Origin of the sequence: Hydrogenophaga sp. OTU3427 (assembly GCF_038440225.1) — a bacterium.
Taxonomy (GTDB): Bacteria; Pseudomonadota; Gammaproteobacteria; order Burkholderiales; family Burkholderiaceae_C; genus Hydrogenophaga.
The window spans coordinates 1-18,904 of record NZ_JASATI010000068.1 but is presented as its reverse complement, the minus strand read 5'-3'; the positions used below and the strand labels follow the sequence as shown (position 1 = coordinate 18,904).

The window sequence follows — 18,904 nt, the reverse complement described above, 5'->3', positions numbered from 1 at the left end:
CCCCATGCTCTGCAGGATGCGCCGCATGATGTTGATGGCCGCGTCGTGGCCGTCGAACAGGCTGGCGGCGGTGACAAAACGCACCTTGTGGGTCGGGCGGTAGTTGGCCAGGGCTTTGAATTCGGCGGACAGGTCGGTCATACAGCTTGGAACAGAATGCGAAACAAAAATCAGCTGGCCGGCTTCAGACCAGCCATGCGAATCAGCCTTCCCCACTTTTCTTTCTCGGTTGCAGCAAAGGCCTTGAGATCTTCGCGCGACCTCCACTCCGGCTCGATGCCCATCTGCAACAGCTTCTCCTGCACATCCGCGCGGGTCAAGGTCTTGCTCATGGCCTCGGACAACACCTTGATGGCTTCGGCCGGTGTGCCTTTGGGCGCGTAAAACACGGTCCATCCCACCAATTCGTAGCCGTCGATGCCCTGCTCCGCCAAGGACTTCACGCCTGGAAGCAATTTGCTGGAACGCATGGACGTGACCCCCAGCGGCTTCACCTGCTGATTCACGATGGCACCCCGAAGCGACGTGATGGTGTCAACCATGTACTCGACCTGGCTGCCCATGACAGCCGTCAGCGCCTGTGCACTGCCCTTGAAATCAATGGGAAACATGGGCGCTTCGCTGCGCGACTTGAACAGCTCGTGGGCCATCCGGCATGTGGTGGTGGAAATCGCGACATTGAGGCCATCCGGTTTGGCGCGCGCGGCACGGACCAGATCCTGCATGGTGTTGATCGAGTTCCCCGGATGAGTCACATACACCAACGGCAGGATCCCCACCATGGCGATGGGCTCGAAATCTGCCTGAGGATCGAAACCAGGGTTTGCGAACAAGAAGCTGTTGGCCGCATGTGTGGCATTCGTTCCGATGGTGATCGTGTAACCATCAGGCGCAGAACGTGCCGCAGCTTGCGTACCGATGTTGCCACCTGCTCCAGGCCGGTTGTCAACCACAATTGGCTGCTTCAATTCCTTTGCAACTTCATCAGCGACGTACCGCGCGGCAATATCCGTCCCTTGACCGACGGCATACGGAACAATCAAGCGGATTGGTTTCGCGGGCCAGGTTTGTGCTTGTGATGCCGAAAATGCCGCGAAAGACAGCGCAGCAACCAACAATTTATGCAGCGAGTTCATGTGTCTCCTCAAATAGTTGTATTGATATTTACGTGGCCGACTTCAAGAAGACAGTGCGAACGTAGTTCGTGAGGTGGCCGATGCTGGTTCGAAAATTCTTGGTCCATCAAAACGCCACCTGGTCTGCCCCCTTCAGCTGGAGAATGTCCCGTGCCTCCGCGGGCGTCGCGATCTCCAAACCAAGACCCTCCAGGATGGTGCGCACTTGACGAACTTGTTCGGCATTTGAACGGGCCAGCTTACCTGGACCGATCCACAGACTGTCCTCAAGTCCAACCCGTACATTACCGCCCATGGATGCGGCCATGGCAGCGACCGACATCTGTGATCGCCCAGCACCCAACACGGACCACCTGTAGTCGTCACCAAACAAGCGGTCCGCCGCGCGTTTCATGTGCATGACGTCATCTGGGTGGCTTCCAATGCCACCCAGGATGCCAAAGACGGTCTGAATGAAGTACGGCGGTTTGACGAGCCCACGTTCAGCGAAATGTGCAAGGTTGTACAAATGCGCCGTGTCGTAGCACTCGAACTCATACCGTGTCTGGTTAGGCCCCAGTTCATTGAAAACGGTTTCAAGGTCTCCATAGGTGTTCCGAAAGATCAGGTCTTTGCTGCCTTCGAGATAGGGGCGTTCCCACTCGTGCTTGAACTCCGTGAATCGCTGCAACATGGGAAAGAGGCCGAAGTTCATGGTGCCCATGTTCATGGACGCGATCTCTGGCTTCAGCACCTTGGCCGGCAGCATGCGCTCCTGGACGCTCATGTAGGGCGAACCACCCGTGGTGAGATTCACAACAGCGTCGCAGTCGTGCCGGATCTTGTGCAAGAACGGCAAGAAAGCTTCGGGTCGCTGGTCAGGTTTTCCGGTCACGGGGTCTCGCGCATGCAGGTGGATGATCGCGGCGCCCGCTTGTGCTGCGGCAATGGATGCCTCCGCGATTTCGTCCGCGGTCACGGGCAGATGTGGTGACATAGACGGGGTGTGGATGGCCCCCGTGACGGCGCAGCTGATGATGATTTTTTTTTGACGGTACATGATCCAAAAACTCCTATGGAAACAGTCACAGATCCGAAATGCGGATCAAGCGCTTGCCCAGGTTCTCCCCTCTGTAGAGTCCAGCAATGGCATCTGGCGCCTGCTCAATACCTACAAGCACGTCTTCCAGGTAGCGCAGATGACCAGCCCGCAACCATTGCGCGAGGTCCCGCCGCGCTGCAGGCTCATGATCGATGTGGTCGAAAATGACAAAACCCTGCACCCGCGCTCGCTTCACCAACAGCTGTCGCTCGACCCGTGGGCCCGTGGGCGGTGGGTCCCAGTTCGCTACCGAGGCGGTGCCGCAGACGACCACACGGGCGCCCACATTCAGGTGCGCCCACACAGCGTCGCTGATGGCGCCAGCGGTGTTGTCGTAGTAAACGTCTACGCCCCCGGAACAGGCTTGCGCGAGTTGATCGAGGAAATTGGGGGCCTTGTAGTCGACAGCGGCATCAAAACCGAAGGCATCGAGACACATCTGGCGTTTGACCTCACCGCCGGCAATGCCCACCGTGCGGCAGCCCTTGAGCTTGGCAATCTGTCCAACACACGAACCCACCGAACCCGCCGCGGTCGAGACCACCACGGTCTGGCCCGCCTTGGGCTCGCCCAGCTTGAGCAAGCCGTAATGCGCCGTGACCCCATTGATGCCCAGCACGCCCAGCGCCGTGGACAACGGCAAATCTCGTTCCGTGACGGTGCGGTCGATCTGCGTGGCATCGATCACCGCCTGCTCTTGCCAACCGAAAAGGCCCGATACCCAGGTGCCCACGGGCACGTCGGGCGCGCGCGATTCCTCCACCACGCCGGCCGCGAAGGAGCGCATCACGTCGCCGATCGGCACTGGATCGCTGTAATTGCCAACGGCATTGACCCAGCCGCGCATCGCCGGCTCCACCGAGAGGTAGACATTGCGCACCCGAACCTGCCCATCCCCGACCTCGGGAATGGCCACGGACCGGATCGCGAAGTCGGACGCCTGGGGGATTCCAACCGGACGGGAGGCCAGGAAAACCTGGCGATGGAGACACGTGGTCATGGGGTGGGCGCTCAGTAGGATTTGGGCTGATCCAACACCTTCTCGGCGATGAACGACAGGATCAGCTGCTCGGTGATGGGCGCGATGCGGGTGATGGTGACCTCCCGGTACAGACGCTCCACGTGGTATTCCTTCGCATAGCCAAAGCCGCCGTGGGTGAACACCGCCTGCTCGGCCGCAGCATGACCAGCACGGGCACCCAGGAACTTGGCCGTATTGGCCTCCGCGCCGCAGGGCAGCTCGCTGTCGTACAGCCAGGCTGCCTTCATCGTCATGGTCCAGGCCGCTTCCAACGCCATCCAGCGTTCGGCCAGTGGATGCTGGATGCCCTGGTTCTGACCGATGGGCCGCCCGAAAACCACACGCTCACGGGCATACTTTGCCGCCCTGCGCAAAGCGTCGTGGCCTATGCCCGTGGCCTCTGCGGCGATCAATATGCGCTCCGGATTGAGGCTGTGCAGTATGTAGCTGAAGCCCTTGCCTTCTTCGCCGATGCGATCGCTATCCGGGATGAACAGGCCATCAATGAAAATCGCATTTGAATCAACCGCCTTGCGTCCCATCTTGGCGATGCGGTGCACGTCGATCTTCGTTCGATCCAGGTCGGTGTAGAAAATGGTGATGCCGTCGGTGGGCCGTGCGCAGTCTTCCAGCTTGGTCGTGCGCGTGAGCAACATGATTTTGTTGGCGACCTGCGCAGTCGATGTCCACACCTTTTGCCCATCCACGAGGTAGCCACCTGGCACCTTCTGCGCGAAGGTCTTGATGGCAGTCGTGTTGAGTCCTGCGTCTGGTTCGGTGAAGCCAAAGCAGCATTGATCTTCGCCAGAGATCAGGCGAGGAATCCACCGTTGCTTCTGTTCCGGCGTGCCGAACACCACAATGGGATGTGGCCCAAACAGATTGATGTGCACAGCGGAGGTTGCGGCCATGCCACCGCCGTGGCTGGCCACCTCGTTCATCATGATCGCGGCCTCCGTAACGCCAAGCCCAGCACCGCCATACTCTGTCGGCATGGTGATGCCAAGCCAGCCGGCCTCCGCCATGGCGCGGTGAAACGCTCTGGGGAATTCACCGTCCTCGTCACGCGCCAACCAATATTCGTCATCGAAGCGTTTGACCACCGCTGCCACCCCCTCACGGATGGCGCGTTGGTCGTCATTGATAGAAAAATCCATGGGAAGTCCTGGTGTGGAATGGTTTCAATCTGCAAGACCCAGCGTCTGGCGGGCCTGCTTGAGATGCGGAATGTCGTACATCAGGCCGTCGATGCCCACGGTGCCGGCGTCTGGCTGATTCGCGAAAGCGGCCACCACGCGCCGCGCGTGTTCGAGTTCCTGCTCATTCGGCGTGAACGCCTCGTTGATCGTGTCGACCTGATCGGGGTGGATGGCAATACGTCCACGAAAGCCGCGGCGACGCGATTGGGCGCAAGACGTGGCCAGGCCCTCGGAGTCACGGAAGTTGGCGTAGAGCGTGTCGATCGCGGGGACGCTAGCTGCGGCCGCTGCACACAGACACATGGAAGCTGCCAGTTCGTACAAAGGCGACAACTTGCCATCCGCGTCGCGGTTGGAGATGGCGCCGATGGCGGTCGACAGGTCTTCGGCACCCCACGTGATGCCCGCAAGCCGAGGTGTCCCGCCAATGAAACTGCCCATGCTCAGCATGGCGGCAGCGGTCTCCGTGGCCACCGGCACCACCCGCACATGGCCGGCCGCAATGCCGGCCCGGGCTTCCAGCGCGTCCAGGCAATGGCCGAGGCGAAGCACGTCCGCCGCGCTGCTGGTTTTCGGCAGCATGATGCCGGCAAGGCCCCCGACCACCACCTCCGCGAGATCCAGAAGCGCCAGCCCGGAATCCAGCGGATTGATGCGGACATACATCAAAGGGCCTGATGACGTGGCGTGCGCCTGCAGATACGCCGCCGCCGCCGTTCGGGCCACGGCCTTCCTGGACGGCGCCACTGCGTCCTCCAGATCAAGAATCAGGGCATCTGCACGGCTGCCGTGCGCCTTGTCGAGCTTGCGGTCGCTGTCGGCAGGCACAAAGAGCATCGAACGCAAAGGCCTCATGCGACCTCCGACTTCCGCAACATGAGGGCCTGCCGCTTGCAGGTCACCACCTCTTGGCCCGCTTGGTTGAGACCTTGGTGGAGGAAAGTCACGATACCCGCATTGGGCCGCGACTTGCTCGCGCGCACCTCCAGCACCGTGGTGCGGGAGCGCAGGGTGTCACCCGCAAACACCGGATTCGAAAAGCGCACATCCGTCATGCCCAGATTGGCAACCGTTGTTCCCAACGTGGTGTCCTGGACCGACAGGCCGATCACCAGGCCCAGGGAAAAGACGCTGTTCATCAGCGGTTTGCCGAACTCGGTGCCCTTGCAGTATTCTGCATCGATGTGGATGGCGGCGGGGTTGTAGGTGGCGCTGCTGAACCAGACGTTGTCCGCCTCTGTCACGGTGCGCCGAATTTCGTGCTCGAACACCTGATCCACCGAAAATTCCTCAAACCACAGCCCGGCCATCGCAATGCTCCTTCGCAGACGAATTGAAATCCGCGGAACGGGCACCGTCCGCGCTTGAGAAAGAAAAACCTCGGTAGCCGTCGCGGGCCACCTCGTCACAGAGGGCGCGGAACACCCCCACACCGCCCATGTAGGGCATGAAGACACGCGGCTTCCCGGGGATGTTGGCGCCCGTGTACCAGGAAGCCGCCGTCGCCAGCAGCGACTGGTTGGCCACCTCGCTGACATGGCGGGACCAGGCCTGCTGGGCTTGCGCGTCTGCCTCAATCCGCGACTGCCCCTTGTCCGCCATGGAGGCCAGGCAATCGCTGATGAAGTCCACGTGCTGCTCGATAGAAACCACCACGTTGCTGAGCACCGACGGGCTGCCAGGGCCGGTCACCATGAACAAATTGGGCAAACCCGCCACCATGAGACCGAGGTAGGCACTCGGCCCGTCCGCCCACAGCTCCCGCAGCGTCGGGCCACCGTTCACGCCAATGTCCACCGCCAGCAGCGCGCCGGTCATGGCATCGAAGCCCGTGGCGAACACCAGCGCGTCGACTTCGTAGCTGGCGTGTGCGGTGCGCACGGTCTCATCACCGATGGCCTCGATCGGGTTGCGGCGGATGTCGACCAGCGTGACGTTGTCGCGGTTGAAGGTTGGGTAGTAGCCCGTATCGGCACACAGGCGCTTGGTTCCGATCGGGTAGGTCGGCGTCAACATGTCCGCGACCGTCGGGTCCTTGATCACCTCGCGCATCTTGCGAACAACAAACGCCGCCGCCGTCCGGTTGGCCTCGGCGTTGACGATCACGTCGTTGAAGGCACGTGTCAGGCCTATGCCACCCCATTCCCAACGTTGCTGGTAGGCAAGCTCGCGCTCTTCCGGCGTGACGGCCAGGGCCGACTGCGTGGGCACGTTGAAACCGGCGACACCAGAGGGGCATTCGCGCGCCTGCTTGCGCACCTGCGCGTAGCGGGACTTCACATCCCGCTCGATAGCGGGGTCCTGCGGGCCGTTGCGCAAGGGAATGCTGTAGTTGGCCGTGCGCTGGAAGACATAAAGGTGTTTGGCCTGCTCGGCGATCTTGGGAATGACCTGGATCCCGGTGGAACCGGTGCCCACCACGCCCACGCGCAATCCCGTGAAATCGACCGACTCCTTCGGCCAGGCGCTGGTGTGGAACCAGCGCCCGCGAAAGTCCCGTATCCCAGGAACATCCGGCAAGCGCGCGGCCGACAGGTTGCCCGAGGCCATGATGCAAAAGCGCGCCGACACCGACTCGCCTGGCGCGGTGTGCACGGTCCAGCGGTGGGCTTCCGGGTCAAAACGGGCCCGTTCGACACGGGTGTTGAGCGCGATGTCACGGCGCAAGTCGAAGCGGTCGGCCACGTGGTGGATGTAGCGCAGGATTTCGGGCTGGCCGGCGTAGCGCTCGCTCCAGCGCCATTCCTGCTGAAGCTCCTCGGAGAACGAGTAGGAATACTCCAGGCTTTCCACATCGCAGCGGGCGCCAGGGTAGCGGTTCCAGTACCACGTGCCACCGACGTCCTCGCCGGCTTCGAACACCTTGACGCGAAAACCAAGCCGGCGCAACCGATGCAGGAGATAGAGACCGGCAAAACCGGCACCGATGACAACAACATCACAATCGACGCCGTCAGGGCGCCGAGGAACAGGGGAAGCATGGTCTGACATGGATGGGGCCTTCATGAAAAGATGGACGTGGCTGGGGTGGAGGACGGTCCCGGGACATCACACGCGGCGGCCATCGCGTCCGCTGCCTGCTCGACAGCCTCGCGGGCCGTTTCCACGAGGTTGAAGAGCCGTGCAAAACCATGGGGCAAACCGCCAACGCGGCACCACTCGACCTCGACGCCCACGGCTTTCAGGCGGTGTGCATACGCTTCGCCCTCGTCGCGCAGCACGTCGTGTTCGGCGGTGGCCAGCCAGGTTCGGGGCGAGTGAGCCAGTTCCGAAGAACGCAAGACGGCGATGCGTGGGTCTGCCCAGGCCGCCGCGGGTGCGTAGTGCTCAAAAAACCAACGCATGTCTTCGCGGGTCAAAGGCATGCCTTCGCTGCACGCCAGGTAGCTGGGGCGGTCCAGATCACAATCGGTCACCGGATAAAACCACGCCTGCATGGCCACCGGAATGCGTGGCCGCACGGCCAACACCGCCGCGATGCCGAGATTGGCGCCGGCGCTGTCGCCCGCCACCAGCAGCGGAACTTCTCGCCCCAGCAGGGAGCGCCCCTCGCCATGTGCCCACGCGAGGGCATCCTCGGCGTCGTGTAACGCAGCCGGAAAGGGATGCTCGGGCGCCAGCCGGTAGTCGACCAGCAGCAAGGCACAACCGCTGCGCTGCGCCAGCAGGCGCGCGAGCGCATCGAAATCATCGAGCTGCCCACAGACCCAGCCACCGCCATGCAGGTACACCACCAGCCCCTGGGGGTTGGACCGTGGCCTGTAGAGGCGGGCCGGAATCGCGCCGCCGCGCGTGGGGATCGACAAGGCCTGGGCCGCGACCTCCTGCGGACCGGGGCCAAGTGCCGTCCGCATGGCGGCCACCTGTGCCCGCGCCTGCAGCGGCGTGCCGGCGGAGAGCGCGGGGCGACCCGCGGCGCGCGCGGCGTCGAGCATCGTTGCAATGACCGGGTGCAAGGCCATCGTCGTCTCCTTGGGCGCGCTCAAGGCACCAGCACCACGCGGCCGACCACGCGGCCAGCGCGCAGGTCCTGCAGGGCGGTGTCCGCGTCGGCCAGCGACCGGCGGTCTATGGGCATGGCGAGGCCACCGCGTTCGCGGACCAGCGCCACCAGCTCCCGCAGCTCGGCCGGGCTGCCGATGTAGCTGCCCTGCAGCGTGGCGGCCCGCATGGGCAGCAGCGGCACCGACAGCTGCATCGCACCGCCGAACAGGCCCACGACGACCATCTTGCCCGCCCGCTCCAGCAGCTCGAAACCCAGCGTGGCGCTTTCCCCGCTGCCGACCAGATCGAGGACAAACCGGACCGGCTGGCCAAGCGCCGCGCGCACTTGCTCCGCGACGTCAGCCGCGCGTGGATCAATGGCAGCGATGGCACCGGCCGCCATGGCCGCATCGCGTTTGACCGCGTCGGGCTCCAGAACCACCGCGCCGGGCGCGCCCAGGATGCGCAACAGGTTGAGCGCCATCAGGCCCAGCCCACCGGCGCCGAACATCACGATGCGTTCGTGCTGGAGTTGCGGGCCGGCCTTCTTCAAGGCGCTGTAGGTGGTCAGGCCCGAGCAGACCAGCGGCGCCGCCGCCACGGGGTCGAGGTCACCGATGTCCACCAGGTAGCGCGGGTGGGGCACCAGCACGTGATCGGCATAACCACCGTCGCGATTCACGCCCAGGAAACGCGGCGTGGCGCACAGGTGTTCGTCGCCCGCGGCGCAGAAATGGCATGCACCACAACCGATCCAGCTGCACACGGCGTACCGGGCACCGAGCGCCGCGCCGTTCGCCTGCGGACCCAGGGCCACCACCTCACCGCTGGTTTCGTGTCCCATCACCAATGGGAAGCGGATGCGCTCGGCCATGGAAATGCTTCGCCCGCCCCCCAGGTCGTATTGGCCTTCCCAGATGTGGGCGTCGCTGTGGCACATGCCCGCGCCCAGCACCTTCAACAACACCTCGGTGCCAGTGGGTACGGGTGTCGGTTTGTCCACCAGTTCCAAAAGGGATCGAAATCCCGGCAAATGAACGCACTTCATGTCATCTCCTATCGGTTTTTTGTGGGGCATCAGGCCGTGGTGAAACCACCATCGGCAAGATAAAAAGCGCCTGTCGTGAAGGACGCACGTGGCGACAGCAAAAACGCGACCAACTCCGCGATTTCGCAGGGGTCACCCAGCCGGCCCAGCGGTGTTGTGGCGGCCACCCGCGCGCGATCGGATTCGCTGAGCGCTTGCAACAGGGGCGTGCTGATGTAGCCCGGGCCGACCGCGTTGATGCGCAAGCCCTGGTCCGCGTAGGCCAGTGCCGCGCTGCGGGTCAGTCCAACCACCGCGTGTTTGGCGGCCGTGTAGGCGGGCGAGAGCGCGGAACCCACCTGCCCCAACACCGAAGCCACGTTGACGATGGCACCGCCGCCAGAGGCCAGCAGGGCCGGAATCTGGCTGCGCATCGCATAGAACACGCCGTGGAGGTTGTGGTCCATGACACGCAGCCAGTCGTCGATCGACTGCTCGGCCAGGGGCGCCTGCTTGCCGGAGATGCCGGCGTTGTTCACCGCGAGATGCAAGCCGCCAAAAGCCTCGACGGCACGCGACACCAGCCCGTCCATGGACGCGGGCTTGCAAACATCGGCGGCACATGCCAGCACCCGACCGCCCTCCTGACGGAGCTGGTGGACCACCTTGTCCAGCCGCGCCTCGGCCACGTCCGCCATGACCACACGGGCGCCGGCCGTGGCAAGCCTGCGGGCCACCGCCAGCCCGATGCCTGACGCCGCGCCAGTGACAAGCGCCACGCGGTCGGCCAGCCCCTCATCCAGCGTCGGGTTCATGGCGCGGTGTCCAATGGATCCATCAGCGCCTTCGTCGCACGGCCGGGGTACTTGCTTCCCGTGTGGGAAGCCATGCCCGCCGATGCCGCCGCCGGCGCCTTCGCGCGGGACCGCTGGCGCAACACACCGAAGGTGCCGGCCATGCCGCGCGGCAACACCAGCACGGCCACCACGAACACCACGCCCTGCGCCACCGGCATCCACTGCGCAAGCCCCTGCAAGGCGCTTTGAAGCGTCAGCATGAAGGCCGCCCCCAGCAGCGGCCCCACCACGGTACCGATGCCCCCCACCAAGGCCATCAGGATCACTTCGCCAGAGGTGCTCCACGAGACATCCACCAAGGTGGCCAGGCGGAACACGAGCACCTTGAGCGATCCGGCCAGGCCGGCCAGCGCGGCGGACAAGACGAACGCCAGCAACTTGTAACGCCCGACCTGGTAACCCAAGGACACCGCGCGCGCTTCGTTGTCACGGATAGCCCGAAGCACCTGCCCGTAGGGCGAGTGCACCACGCGGTAGACCAGCAAGAAGGACGCCAGAAAGCAGGCGAGCACCACGTAATACAAGACGCGGTCATCGGCGATCGGAATCACGGAGAACAGGGCCCGCCGGGGCACGGCGTTGATGCCGTCATCGCCGCCGGTCTGCGGCAGGCCCACACAGACATAAAAGAACATCTGCGCCAGCGCCAGCGTGATCATGGCAAAGTAAATGCCTTGCCGGCGGATGGACACCAGTCCCACCAACAAGCCCAGCACGGCGGAAAAGCCCACGCCCAGGACAATGGCGACTTCGGTGGGCAAGGCCCAGGCCTTCAACGCGTGGGCGGTGACGTAGGCCGACCCGCCAAAGAACATCGCGTGCCCAAAGGACAGCAGGCCAGCCTGCCCCACGAGCAGGTTGAACGCCATCGCAAAAAGCCCGAAGCACAACAGCTTGGTCAGGAAGATGGGATAGAAGGCCAGCGGTGCGAGTGCCAACACCAGCAACAAGCCGACAAATAGGGCCGTGTCGCGTGGTCGGGCACCGAGGGCGGGACCTTGGGTGACATCCACCACCGGGGCGGCCGAAACCAGCGTCTCTGACAACGGGCTCATGCCGGCCTCCCAAACAGGCCCACCGGCTTGAACAGGATCACCCCGGTCATGATCAGAAAGATCACGACACTCGACGCGGGCGGGTAATACACTTTTGCCAAGGCCTCCAGCAGCCCCAGCGCAAAGCCCGTGACCACCGATCCCGGGATGGAGCCCATGCCGCCGATCACCACCACGGCGAACACCGTGATGATCAGGCTCGAACCCATGGCAGGCTTTACCTGATCCATGGGCGCCGCCAGCACGCCGGCCAACGCCGCCAGCGCCACACCAAAACCGTAGGTGAGCGTGACCATGCGGGGCACGTTGATGCCAAAGGTGCGCACGAGGTGGGGCTTCTCGGTGGCGGCGCGCAGGTACGCGCCCAGACGGGTGCGTTCGATGGCGATCCAGGTGCCCAGGCACGCCAGGACCGAGGCGGTCACGATCCAGGCACGGTAGTAGGGCAGGAACATGAAGCCCAGGTCGATACCGCCCGGGATGGGGTTGTCGTACGGCAGACCCGAGGAGCCGTACACCACCGACAACAAGCCTTCAACAACCAATGCCATGCCGAAGGTGAGCAGCAACTGGAACAACTCGTCCATGGGGTACACCCGGCGCAGCAGGGTGCGCTCGGCCAGCATGCCCAGGGCCGCGACCGCCAGCGGCACCAGCACCAGGGCAAGCCAGTACGGGATATTCAGGTACTGCATCGCCATCCACGCACCGAACGCGCCGATGGTGAACTGGGCGCCGTGCGTGAAGTTGATCAAGCGCAGCATGCCAAAAATGACGGTCAGTCCGAGACTGAGCATCGCGTAGAACGCCCCGTTGATCAGCCCCAGTGTGAGCTGGCCAGCGAGAGCCGGCAGAGGAATACCGAAAAGGTTGTCCATGGTTTCAGACGCCGATGTAGACCTGCAACTGATCGGGATCGGTCAGCAGCATGTCGTTGGTGAAGGAGTCGACGACCTGGCCGTGTTCCACGACGTGGTGGCGGTCGGCCACCGACATGGCGAATTCCAGGTTCTGTTCGACCAGGAGGATCGTGTAGCCGCGTTGCTTCAGCTCGCGCAACACGTTCCCGATGTGTTCAACGATCACTGGCGCCAGCCCTTCAGTGGGTTCGTCCAGCAACAACAGTCGGGCGCCGGTGCGCAGGATGCGCGCGATGGCCAGCATCTGCTGCTCGCCGCCCGACAGCTTGGTGCCGGGGCTGCGCGCGCGCTCCGCGAGCCGGGGAAACAAAGCCTGTACTTCCTGGAGTCCAAGCCCTCCCGGATTGAGCACCGGTGGCAGCAGCAGGTTTTCGTGCACGCTCAGGGAAGAAAAGATGCCTCTTTCCTCAGGGCAATAAGCGATGCCCAGCGGGGCGATCCGCTCCGGCTGCCACGCGATGGTCTCGGTGCCCAACACCCGTATGCTGCCGGCGCGTTGCTGCAGCAAGCCGACGATGGCCCGCAGGGTGGTGGTCTTGCCCGCGCCGTTGCGGCCCAGCAGCGTCACGACCTCGCCACGCGGCACGTCGAAGGCCATGCCATGCAACACGTGGGATGGACCGTAGTGGCCGTGCAGCTCGCGCACGCGCAGGGCAAGCGATGTGTCAGGCGTGGGCATGGGCTTTCTTTCCGATGTAGGCAGAACGGACCCGCTCATCGTTGGAGATCTCGGCATACGAACCTTCTGCAAGCACTTGGCCCTCGGCCAGCACGGTGATGTGGTCCGCGAGGTCGGCGACCACCCCCAGGTTGTGTTCGACCATCAGGACGGTCCGGCCGGCGGCGACGCGGCGGATCAGCGCCGCGGTGGCCCGCACGTCCTCGACCCCCATGCCTGCTGTGGGCTCATCCAGCAGCAACATCTGGGGGTCGAGCGCCAGCGTGGTCGCGATTTCGAGCGCGCGCTTGCGGCCATAGGGCAGTTCACCCGCCACACACTCCGCCAGGGGCACCAAGCCGACATCGGCCAGGAGGCCCATGGCCCGCTGGTCCAGAGAGGCCAAGGTGCGGTCCGATTTCCAGAACGACATCGACATGCCATGGCGCCGCTGCAAGGCGACCCGGATGTTGTCCCTCACGGTCAGGGTCGGGAAAATGGCCGAGATCTGGAAGCTGCGCACCATGCCCAGCAACGCCACCTGGGCGGGCTCCATCCGGGTGATGTCGCGGCCATCGAAGTGGATGGACCCGCCAGAGGGTTCCAGCGCCTTGGTCAGCAAGTTGAAGCAGGTGGTCTTGCCGGCCCCATTGGGGCCGATCAGGGCGTGGATGCTGCCGCGCCGCACGCGCAGGTCCACCTGCCGCACGGCATGGAACCCGGCGAACTGCCGGGACAGTCCGCGCGCCTCAATGATTGCGTCGGTCATGAGCAGCCAGCGTTTACTTGACAAGTGGGCAAACTTGTTTGTCTGCCGGCGGGAAAGCCTGCGCGGCAGGTATCTTGGCCACCTGGGTGTACAAATCCCACTCGTTCTTCGATTCCGCAGGCTTTTTCACTCGGAAAATGTAGAAGTCGCGCACGACACGGCCATCCTCTCGAATCGTTCCGCTCTGCGTCATGAAGTCATTGATGGGGGTGCTTTTCATCTTGGCCAGCACCGCCGAGGTGTCGTCTGTTCCCGCCGCTGCTACCGCTTTCAGGTAGTGCGACACCGCTCCGTACATGCTGGCCTGGATCATGTTGGGCATCTTGTTGAAGCGCTGCTTGTAGCGATTGGCAAACTTGCGCGTTTCGTCGTTCTGATCCCAGTAGAACGCCTCTGTCGTCAACAGGTCCTGTGCGGAACGCAAGCCCATGGCCTTGACGTCATTGAGCACGAGACTCAGTGCAGCCAGCTTCTGACCCTTGGCGCGAATGCCGAACTCATCCGCCTGTTTGATCATGGCTGCAGCATGGGCCGTCGTTGTCGCAAGCGCGATCACGTCCGCCTTAGAGGCCTGCGCCTGCAGCAGTTGTGATGAGAAATCGGTGGTGGTGAAAGGGTGCGTGGTGGAGCCAATCACCTTGCCACCGCCTGCCTCGATGATGGCTGTCGCATCTCGCTGCACATTCTTTCCATAGGAGTAATCGACCGTGATGAAGTACCAGGACTTCCCACCTGCGTCGAGTGCGCCCTTGATCGCACCCAGGGATTGGACATAGGTGTTGTAGGTCCAATGGATGCCGTTGGGTGAGCAGTTCTTTCCCGTCAGATCGGAGCTGGCAGAGCTGCCGTACACGACGATGCGGTCCTTTTCGCGAGCGAGATCTTGCATGCCGAGTGCGACCGTCGTGATGCCGATGTCAAAGACGGCCCGCACGCCGCTGTCGTACCACTGCCTGGCCATGGTCAGGCCGGTGTCTGGCTTGTTCAGGTGATCGCCTTCAACCAGCTCAATAGACCGGCCCAGCACCTTGCCCCCGAAGTCCTCGATCGCGAGCTTGGCGGCCACCACGGATCCAGGACCGGACAGGTCGACCACCACGCCAGACATGTCGTTGAGAACACCGATTTTCAACGGGCCTGATCCTTGGGCTCCGGCAGCTCCAGTGAACAGATAGCCAGCCAACAGCATGGCGCCCGCCAGAACCAAACGCCGAGCAGGTGTTGTTTTCGCGACGCCGTCTCGAGAAATCTTGAACATGTATGTCTCCTGTTTGAGTGATGAAAACTGCAGCCATCCGCCTGCGATGGCCTACGCAAGGTCTTTCAGGCGTGATGAACGTACTTTTGGTGCATGAAAGCCTCCAGCCCTTCCGAGCCGCCTTCATGTCCATAGCCGCTGTCCTTGAGACCGCCAAAGGGTGCCTCGATATGCGATACAGCGAACGAATTGATGCCGATACCGCCTGCCTCCAACCCTTCGCTCACGGCGACCGCCGTTTCGGCCGATCGGGTAAAGGCATAGGCGGCCAACCCATAAGGTGTGTTGTTCGCAAGCGCCAAACCTTCCTCCAGGCTGTCGAAACAGTCGACGAGCGCCAAAGGTCCAAAAGGCTCATTGCGCATCACCGTGGCATCTGGCGGCGTTCCCACCAGCACCGTGGGTCGGAAGAAACTGCCGCTTGAGCCCTGACGCTCGCCACCCGCAAGGACTTTTGCTCCGGCCCCCACGGCGCCGTTCACCATGTCCTCGACAGCCTTCAACCTGCGCCGATTTGCCAGCGGACCCATTTGGCTGTCAGCGGCCATGCCGTCTCCGATGACCAGGCGATTCATGGCTTGCGAGAAGGCCGCCACAAAACGGTCGTAAACACCTGCCTGCACCAGGAAGCGCGTCGGTGATGTGCACACCTGCCCCGCGTTGCGCGTCTTTCCGGTGATACAGGTAGCCACCGTTCGCTCAAGATCGGCATCGTCGAAGATGAGCACAGGTGCATGCCCCCCCAACTCCAACGTGCAGGGCTTGACGCCTTCTGCGGCCAGTCTGGCCAACGTCCGCCCAACTTCCGTTGATCCGGTGAAGGTGACCTTGCGGATCGCCGGCGAAGCGATGAGGTGCGCGGACACCTCCGCCGGTACACCCAGGACCATGTTCAAGACACCCGCGGGCAATCCAGCATCTGCCAACGCCTCGGCCAGTGCAAGCGCCGAGGATGGTGTTTCTTCGGACGGCTTCATCACCATCGTGCAGCCGGCCGCCAAGGCGGGCGCGATCTTGCGTGCAGGAAGAAGCGCTGGGAAATTCCATGGCGTGAATGCCGCGACCGGCCCGAGTGGCTGGGGCAACACCATCTGCCGTGCGCCCCGCACGCGGGAGGGCATGACGCGGCCATGCACACGCAAGGCTTCAGCCGCATACCAGTCGAAGGTCTCTGCACTGAGTTCCACCTCCAGCCGGGCCTCCGGCAAGGTCTTGCCCTGCTCAAGCGTCATGCGCATGGCGATGGAAGACACACGCTCGCGCAGTAGCGCCGCAGCGCGTCGCAACACCGCAGCGCGCTCATGGGCGGACTTCATCCGCCAGAGAGAAAAGGCGTTCTGGGCCGCAGCCAAAGCGTCGTCCAGGTCTTGCTTGCTGGCACGAGGAATCTCTGCCAGCACCTCATCGTTGGCCGGATTCACCACCATGCCGACCACGCCGTCGCCACCGGTGCGCCACCGGCCCGCGATGAACTGCATCGGCGGGACATAGTTTTCGTTTGTGTTGATATTCATATTCCTGTCTCTGTCGTTCTCTTTTGCTCAGGTCGTCAGGCGGTGTTGGCCTGGGTGGCCAACCCTTTGGCCATCAATGTCTGGATATCGGCATCGGTCCAGCCCATCTCCCGCAGGATGTCCGTGGTGTGTTCACCGCACAGAGGCGGCATGCGACGCTGCACACACCGCTGTCCGTCAAAACGCAATGGCTGCGCTACGCCCTTGAGAGTCCCGAAGTGTTGGTGCTCGTAGTTCAAGACCATGCCCGACGCTTCGGTGTGTGGGTGAGCCGACATCTCCCCAAGCGTGTGCACCGGACCACATGGAATGCCCGCCTCGTCAAGCAGCTGTATCCAGTGGTCACGGCCACGGGAGCGAAGCGCTTCAGTGACCAGCGTTTCGGTTTGATCACGCCGTTGTACGCGTTCGGCATTGGTGGCGAATTTGTCAGGACCAACCTGGCCTTCCAACCCAGTGAGCGCACAGAACTTTCGCCACAAAGTGTCGTTGGCGACACCCAAAATCAATGGGGCATCGGCCGTGTCAAAAACGCCATATGGACACAGCGACGCATGGCCCACACCGGCCTTTCGTGGTTCGCGGCCGCTTTCCCAGTGGTTCTGAAGAAAGTAGCCCAGGAATGCCGTGGCTGTATCGAACAGAGATGCCTCCACCGCGCAGCCCTCCCCGGTCACGTGCCGTCGGTTCAGCGCCGCCAGAATGCCGATCAAGGCGTGCATGCCCGTGCCCTGATCCACTGGCGAAAAGGGACTTCGCATCGGGGGACTGCCGTCATCGCCGGTGATGGACAACATGCCGCTGAACGCTTGTAGGATCAGGTCGTAGCCTTTGCCGTGGCGCATGGGGCCGACGGTGCCGAAGCCAGAAATGCTGCAATGGATCAACCGTGGATTCAAGGCTCGCAGCGTGTCGGCATCGACTTGAAGTCTTGCCGCGACACCGGGTGCAAAGCTCTCGATGACGATATCGGCATCGCACGCCAGGCGATGAACGATGCCACGGCCCTCCTCGCTTTTGAGGTCCAGCGCGAGACTCCGCTTGTTCCGGTTGGCGCTCAGAAATGGACCTGAGGTACGTTGTCCGTGAGGAGTAACCCGAAACTCGGGCCAGGACCTGGTGTCATCGCCACTGCCCGGCGTCTCCACCTTGATCACATCCGCGCCCATGTCGCCGAGGTACTGCGCACAAAGTGGCCCAGCAAGAACCCGGGACAAATCCAACACACGCACACCATCCAACAGAGCGACGGTGTTTTTTGAGAAAGGGGCTTCAGTCATGGCGCCCGATTCTGCAAATCATCTCGTCATCTGTAAAATTAAATCATTTTCTTAATCCATTAATTTTTTTACTCACCAGGAGCAACACCCGTGCACATTTCTGACCACGTGTTGAAGTCGTTTCTGGTCCTGGCAGAGACAGGACAGTTCACCGTCGCCGCAGAGCTTTGTCACATGACTCAATCTGCCTTGAGCCAGATGATTTCCAAGTTGGAGGACCGCGTTGGTGTTTTGCTGTTCAACCGTGATAGCCGTTCGGTGACGCTGACAGCCGAAGGACGCCGCTTGGCGGAGACCGCGCGACGTGTAACCTCAGAGCTCGAACAGGTACTGACCGATTTGCACGACGTTGCAACCTTGCAAACCGGCTATGTGGCGCTGGCCGTCGTGCCATCGTTGGCGGTGATGTGGTTGCCCAAGGTGTTGGGGCTGTACCGAGCGTTTCATCCTCGCGTACAAATTCAGCTGCACGACGTTTCGTCGGTACGCTGCCTTGAACTGGTTCGACAGGGCGTCGTCGATTTTGCGCTCAACTCGCAGCCAGGTACACCTCATGAAGTGGAGGCTGAACTTCTGTTCGACGAGGCGTTGTACGTGGTTTGCCCGCCTGATCACCCTCTTGCCGCAGCGTCAATGATCACGCCACGCATGCTGCAGCGGGTAAAGTTTTTGCATCTTCAAGGCACGGGAAACATGCTGGTACGAGCAGGAAAGAACTTGAGACCTGCCCGTCAGGTGTTTCAAGAAGCAGGCATCGAAGACACGGGTTTCGATGTGAACAATCTTGCAACTCTGGCTGGCCTCGTCGCAGCCGGTCTGGGTGTTTGCCTGTCACCAGAAACATCGCTACCGCATTTCAGTCTGCTACCGACCGTCGCTGTACGCATCAGCCCTAAGATGATGACCCGACCGATCTACTTCATTCATCGAAAGAACCGCGAACTGAGTCCTGCTGCCCTGAAGATGCGTGAAATGCTGATTGAGCACCCGCACCTTGGTTTGTCGCCAGTGGCTCCTTGAAACAGATCACCCAAGGCAGATGGCGAGATGACAAGAGTAGTTTGCCTCAGCTTCCTCTCGCGGGATGAACCCGATGGGCTCAAGCAGTCGGATGTAGTTGAACCAGTGCACCCATTGCAGGGTGG

At 62.6% G+C, this 18,904-nt stretch carries 18 protein-coding genes; 1 reads left to right on the top strand and 17 read right to left on the bottom strand.

The features are described 5' to 3' along the window. Positions 1 to 170: 170 nt before the first annotated feature. From AAHB17_RS23255 to AAHB17_RS23175, 17 genes are all read right to left on the bottom strand, one after another. Positions 171 to 1,136, bottom strand: a complete 966-nt coding sequence (locus AAHB17_RS23255; RefSeq protein WP_342133445.1) for a Bug family tripartite tricarboxylate transporter substrate binding protein — start codon at positions 1,134 to 1,136, stop codon at positions 171 to 173. A gap of 106 nt (positions 1,137 to 1,242) precedes the next feature. Beyond that, complete coding sequence (locus AAHB17_RS23250) at positions 1,243 to 2,175, bottom strand: 3-keto-5-aminohexanoate cleavage protein (protein WP_342133444.1); 933 nt, start codon at positions 2,173 to 2,175, stop codon at positions 1,243 to 1,245. A gap of 25 nt (positions 2,176 to 2,200) precedes the next feature. Beyond that, the gene (locus tag AAHB17_RS23245) at positions 2,201 to 3,217 is read right to left on the bottom strand and encodes an NADP-dependent oxidoreductase (RefSeq protein ID WP_342133443.1); all 1,017 of its coding nucleotides are present in this window, start codon (positions 3,215 to 3,217) and stop codon (positions 2,201 to 2,203) included. 11 nt (positions 3,218 to 3,228) lie between these two features. After that, positions 3,229 to 4,395, bottom strand: coding sequence for an acyl-CoA dehydrogenase family protein (locus AAHB17_RS23240; RefSeq protein WP_342133442.1), 1,167 nt, complete (start codon positions 4,393 to 4,395; stop codon positions 3,229 to 3,231). 24 nt (positions 4,396 to 4,419) lie between these two features. After that, entirely contained in the window at positions 4,420 to 5,292 is an 873-nt protein-coding gene (locus tag AAHB17_RS23235; protein WP_342133441.1) for an HpcH/HpaI aldolase/citrate lyase family protein, read from the bottom strand. Next, positions 5,289 to 5,747 (bottom strand): MaoC family dehydratase, encoded by a 459-nt coding sequence (locus tag AAHB17_RS23230; RefSeq protein ID WP_342133440.1) that lies wholly within the window; start codon positions 5,745 to 5,747, stop codon positions 5,289 to 5,291. Before AAHB17_RS23230 ends, AAHB17_RS23235 begins: the two co-directional genes overlap by 4 nt. Further along, complete coding sequence (locus AAHB17_RS23225) at positions 5,728 to 7,428, bottom strand: flavin-containing monooxygenase (RefSeq protein WP_342133439.1); 1,701 nt, start codon at positions 7,426 to 7,428, stop codon at positions 5,728 to 5,730. Before AAHB17_RS23225 ends, AAHB17_RS23230 begins: the two co-directional genes overlap by 20 nt. Before the next feature lie 11 nt (positions 7,429 to 7,439). Continuing rightward, positions 7,440 to 8,399: an alpha/beta hydrolase gene (locus AAHB17_RS23220; RefSeq protein ID WP_342133438.1), complete on the bottom strand. Its 960-nt coding sequence runs from the start codon at positions 8,397 to 8,399 to the stop codon at positions 7,440 to 7,442. Positions 8,400 to 8,419: 20 nt separating this feature from the next. Next, a complete protein-coding gene (locus AAHB17_RS23215; protein WP_342133437.1) occupies positions 8,420 to 9,469 on the bottom strand; it encodes an alcohol dehydrogenase in 1,050 nt (349 codons plus the stop codon). Positions 9,470 to 9,498: 29 nt separating this feature from the next. Beyond that, positions 9,499 to 10,263: an SDR family NAD(P)-dependent oxidoreductase gene (locus tag AAHB17_RS23210; RefSeq protein ID WP_342133436.1), complete on the bottom strand. Its 765-nt coding sequence runs from the start codon at positions 10,261 to 10,263 to the stop codon at positions 9,499 to 9,501. Further along, on the bottom strand, positions 10,260 to 11,360 hold the full coding sequence (locus tag AAHB17_RS23205; protein WP_342133435.1) for a branched-chain amino acid ABC transporter permease: 1,101 nt from the start codon (positions 11,358 to 11,360) through the stop codon (positions 10,260 to 10,262). The genes AAHB17_RS23210 and AAHB17_RS23205 overlap by 4 nt, the downstream gene beginning before the upstream one ends. Then, positions 11,357 to 12,238, bottom strand: coding sequence for a branched-chain amino acid ABC transporter permease (locus AAHB17_RS23200; protein ID WP_342133434.1), 882 nt, complete (start codon positions 12,236 to 12,238; stop codon positions 11,357 to 11,359). Before AAHB17_RS23200 ends, AAHB17_RS23205 begins: the two co-directional genes overlap by 4 nt. Positions 12,239 to 12,242: 4 nt before the next feature. Further along, positions 12,243 to 12,959, bottom strand: a complete 717-nt coding sequence (locus AAHB17_RS23195; RefSeq protein ID WP_342133433.1) for an ABC transporter ATP-binding protein — start codon at positions 12,957 to 12,959, stop codon at positions 12,243 to 12,245. Further along, on the bottom strand, positions 12,946 to 13,713 hold the full coding sequence (locus AAHB17_RS23190) for an ABC transporter ATP-binding protein (RefSeq protein WP_342133446.1): 768 nt from the start codon (positions 13,711 to 13,713) through the stop codon (positions 12,946 to 12,948). Before AAHB17_RS23190 ends, AAHB17_RS23195 begins: the two co-directional genes overlap by 14 nt. A gap of 7 nt (positions 13,714 to 13,720) precedes the next feature. Further along, positions 13,721 to 14,965, bottom strand: coding sequence for an ABC transporter substrate-binding protein (locus AAHB17_RS23185; protein WP_342133432.1), 1,245 nt, complete (start codon positions 14,963 to 14,965; stop codon positions 13,721 to 13,723). A gap of 65 nt (positions 14,966 to 15,030) precedes the next feature. Then, a complete protein-coding gene (locus tag AAHB17_RS23180; RefSeq protein WP_342133431.1) occupies positions 15,031 to 16,479 on the bottom strand; it encodes an NAD-dependent succinate-semialdehyde dehydrogenase in 1,449 nt (482 codons plus the stop codon). Positions 16,480 to 16,514: 35 nt separating this feature from the next. Continuing rightward, positions 16,515 to 17,759, bottom strand: coding sequence for a CaiB/BaiF CoA transferase family protein (locus AAHB17_RS23175; protein ID WP_342133430.1), 1,245 nt, complete (start codon positions 17,757 to 17,759; stop codon positions 16,515 to 16,517). Between the two features lie 90 nt (positions 17,760 to 17,849). Between AAHB17_RS23175 and AAHB17_RS23170 the strand changes: the two genes are divergently transcribed. Continuing rightward, positions 17,850 to 18,779: a LysR family transcriptional regulator gene (locus AAHB17_RS23170; RefSeq protein WP_342133429.1), complete on the top strand. Its 930-nt coding sequence runs from the start codon at positions 17,850 to 17,852 to the stop codon at positions 18,777 to 18,779. The last annotated feature ends 125 nt before the right edge of the window (positions 18,780 to 18,904 follow it).

Excerpts from the sequence above, each read along its gene's own strand:
- AAHB17_RS23255 (WP_342133445.1), bottom strand. The coding sequence starts at position 1,136 with ATGAACTCGCTGCATAAATTGTTGGTTGCTGCGCTGTCTTTCGCGGCA.
- AAHB17_RS23250 (WP_342133444.1), bottom strand. The coding sequence starts at position 2,175 with ATGTACCGTCAAAAAAAAATCATCATCAGCTGCGCCGTCACGGGGGCC.
- AAHB17_RS23245 (WP_342133443.1), bottom strand. The coding sequence starts at position 3,217 with ATGACCACGTGTCTCCATCGCCAGGTTTTCCTGGCCTCCCGTCCGGTT.
- AAHB17_RS23240 (WP_342133442.1), bottom strand. The coding sequence starts at position 4,395 with ATGGATTTTTCTATCAATGACGACCAACGCGCCATCCGTGAGGGGGTG.
- AAHB17_RS23235 (WP_342133441.1), bottom strand. The coding sequence starts at position 5,292 with ATGAGGCCTTTGCGTTCGATGCTCTTTGTGCCTGCCGACAGCGACCGC.
- AAHB17_RS23230 (WP_342133440.1), bottom strand. The coding sequence starts at position 5,747 with ATGGCCGGGCTGTGGTTTGAGGAATTTTCGGTGGATCAGGTGTTCGAG.
- AAHB17_RS23225 (WP_342133439.1), bottom strand. The coding sequence starts at position 7,428 with ATGTCAGACCATGCTTCCCCTGTTCCTCGGCGCCCTGACGGCGTCGAT.
- AAHB17_RS23220 (WP_342133438.1), bottom strand. The coding sequence starts at position 8,399 with ATGGCCTTGCACCCGGTCATTGCAACGATGCTCGACGCCGCGCGCGCC.
- AAHB17_RS23215 (WP_342133437.1), bottom strand. The coding sequence starts at position 9,469 with ATGAAGTGCGTTCATTTGCCGGGATTTCGATCCCTTTTGGAACTGGTG.
- AAHB17_RS23210 (WP_342133436.1), bottom strand. The coding sequence starts at position 10,263 with ATGAACCCGACGCTGGATGAGGGGCTGGCCGACCGCGTGGCGCTTGTC.
- AAHB17_RS23205 (WP_342133435.1), bottom strand. The coding sequence starts at position 11,360 with ATGAGCCCGTTGTCAGAGACGCTGGTTTCGGCCGCCCCGGTGGTGGAT.
- AAHB17_RS23200 (WP_342133434.1), bottom strand. The coding sequence starts at position 12,238 with ATGGACAACCTTTTCGGTATTCCTCTGCCGGCTCTCGCTGGCCAGCTC.
- AAHB17_RS23195 (WP_342133433.1), bottom strand. The coding sequence starts at position 12,959 with ATGCCCACGCCTGACACATCGCTTGCCCTGCGCGTGCGCGAGCTGCAC.
- AAHB17_RS23185 (WP_342133432.1), bottom strand. The coding sequence starts at position 14,965 with ATGTTCAAGATTTCTCGAGACGGCGTCGCGAAAACAACACCTGCTCGG.
- AAHB17_RS23180 (WP_342133431.1), bottom strand. The coding sequence starts at position 16,479 with ATGAATATCAACACAAACGAAAACTATGTCCCGCCGATGCAGTTCATC.
- AAHB17_RS23175 (WP_342133430.1), bottom strand. The coding sequence starts at position 17,759 with ATGACTGAAGCCCCTTTCTCAAAAAACACCGTCGCTCTGTTGGATGGT.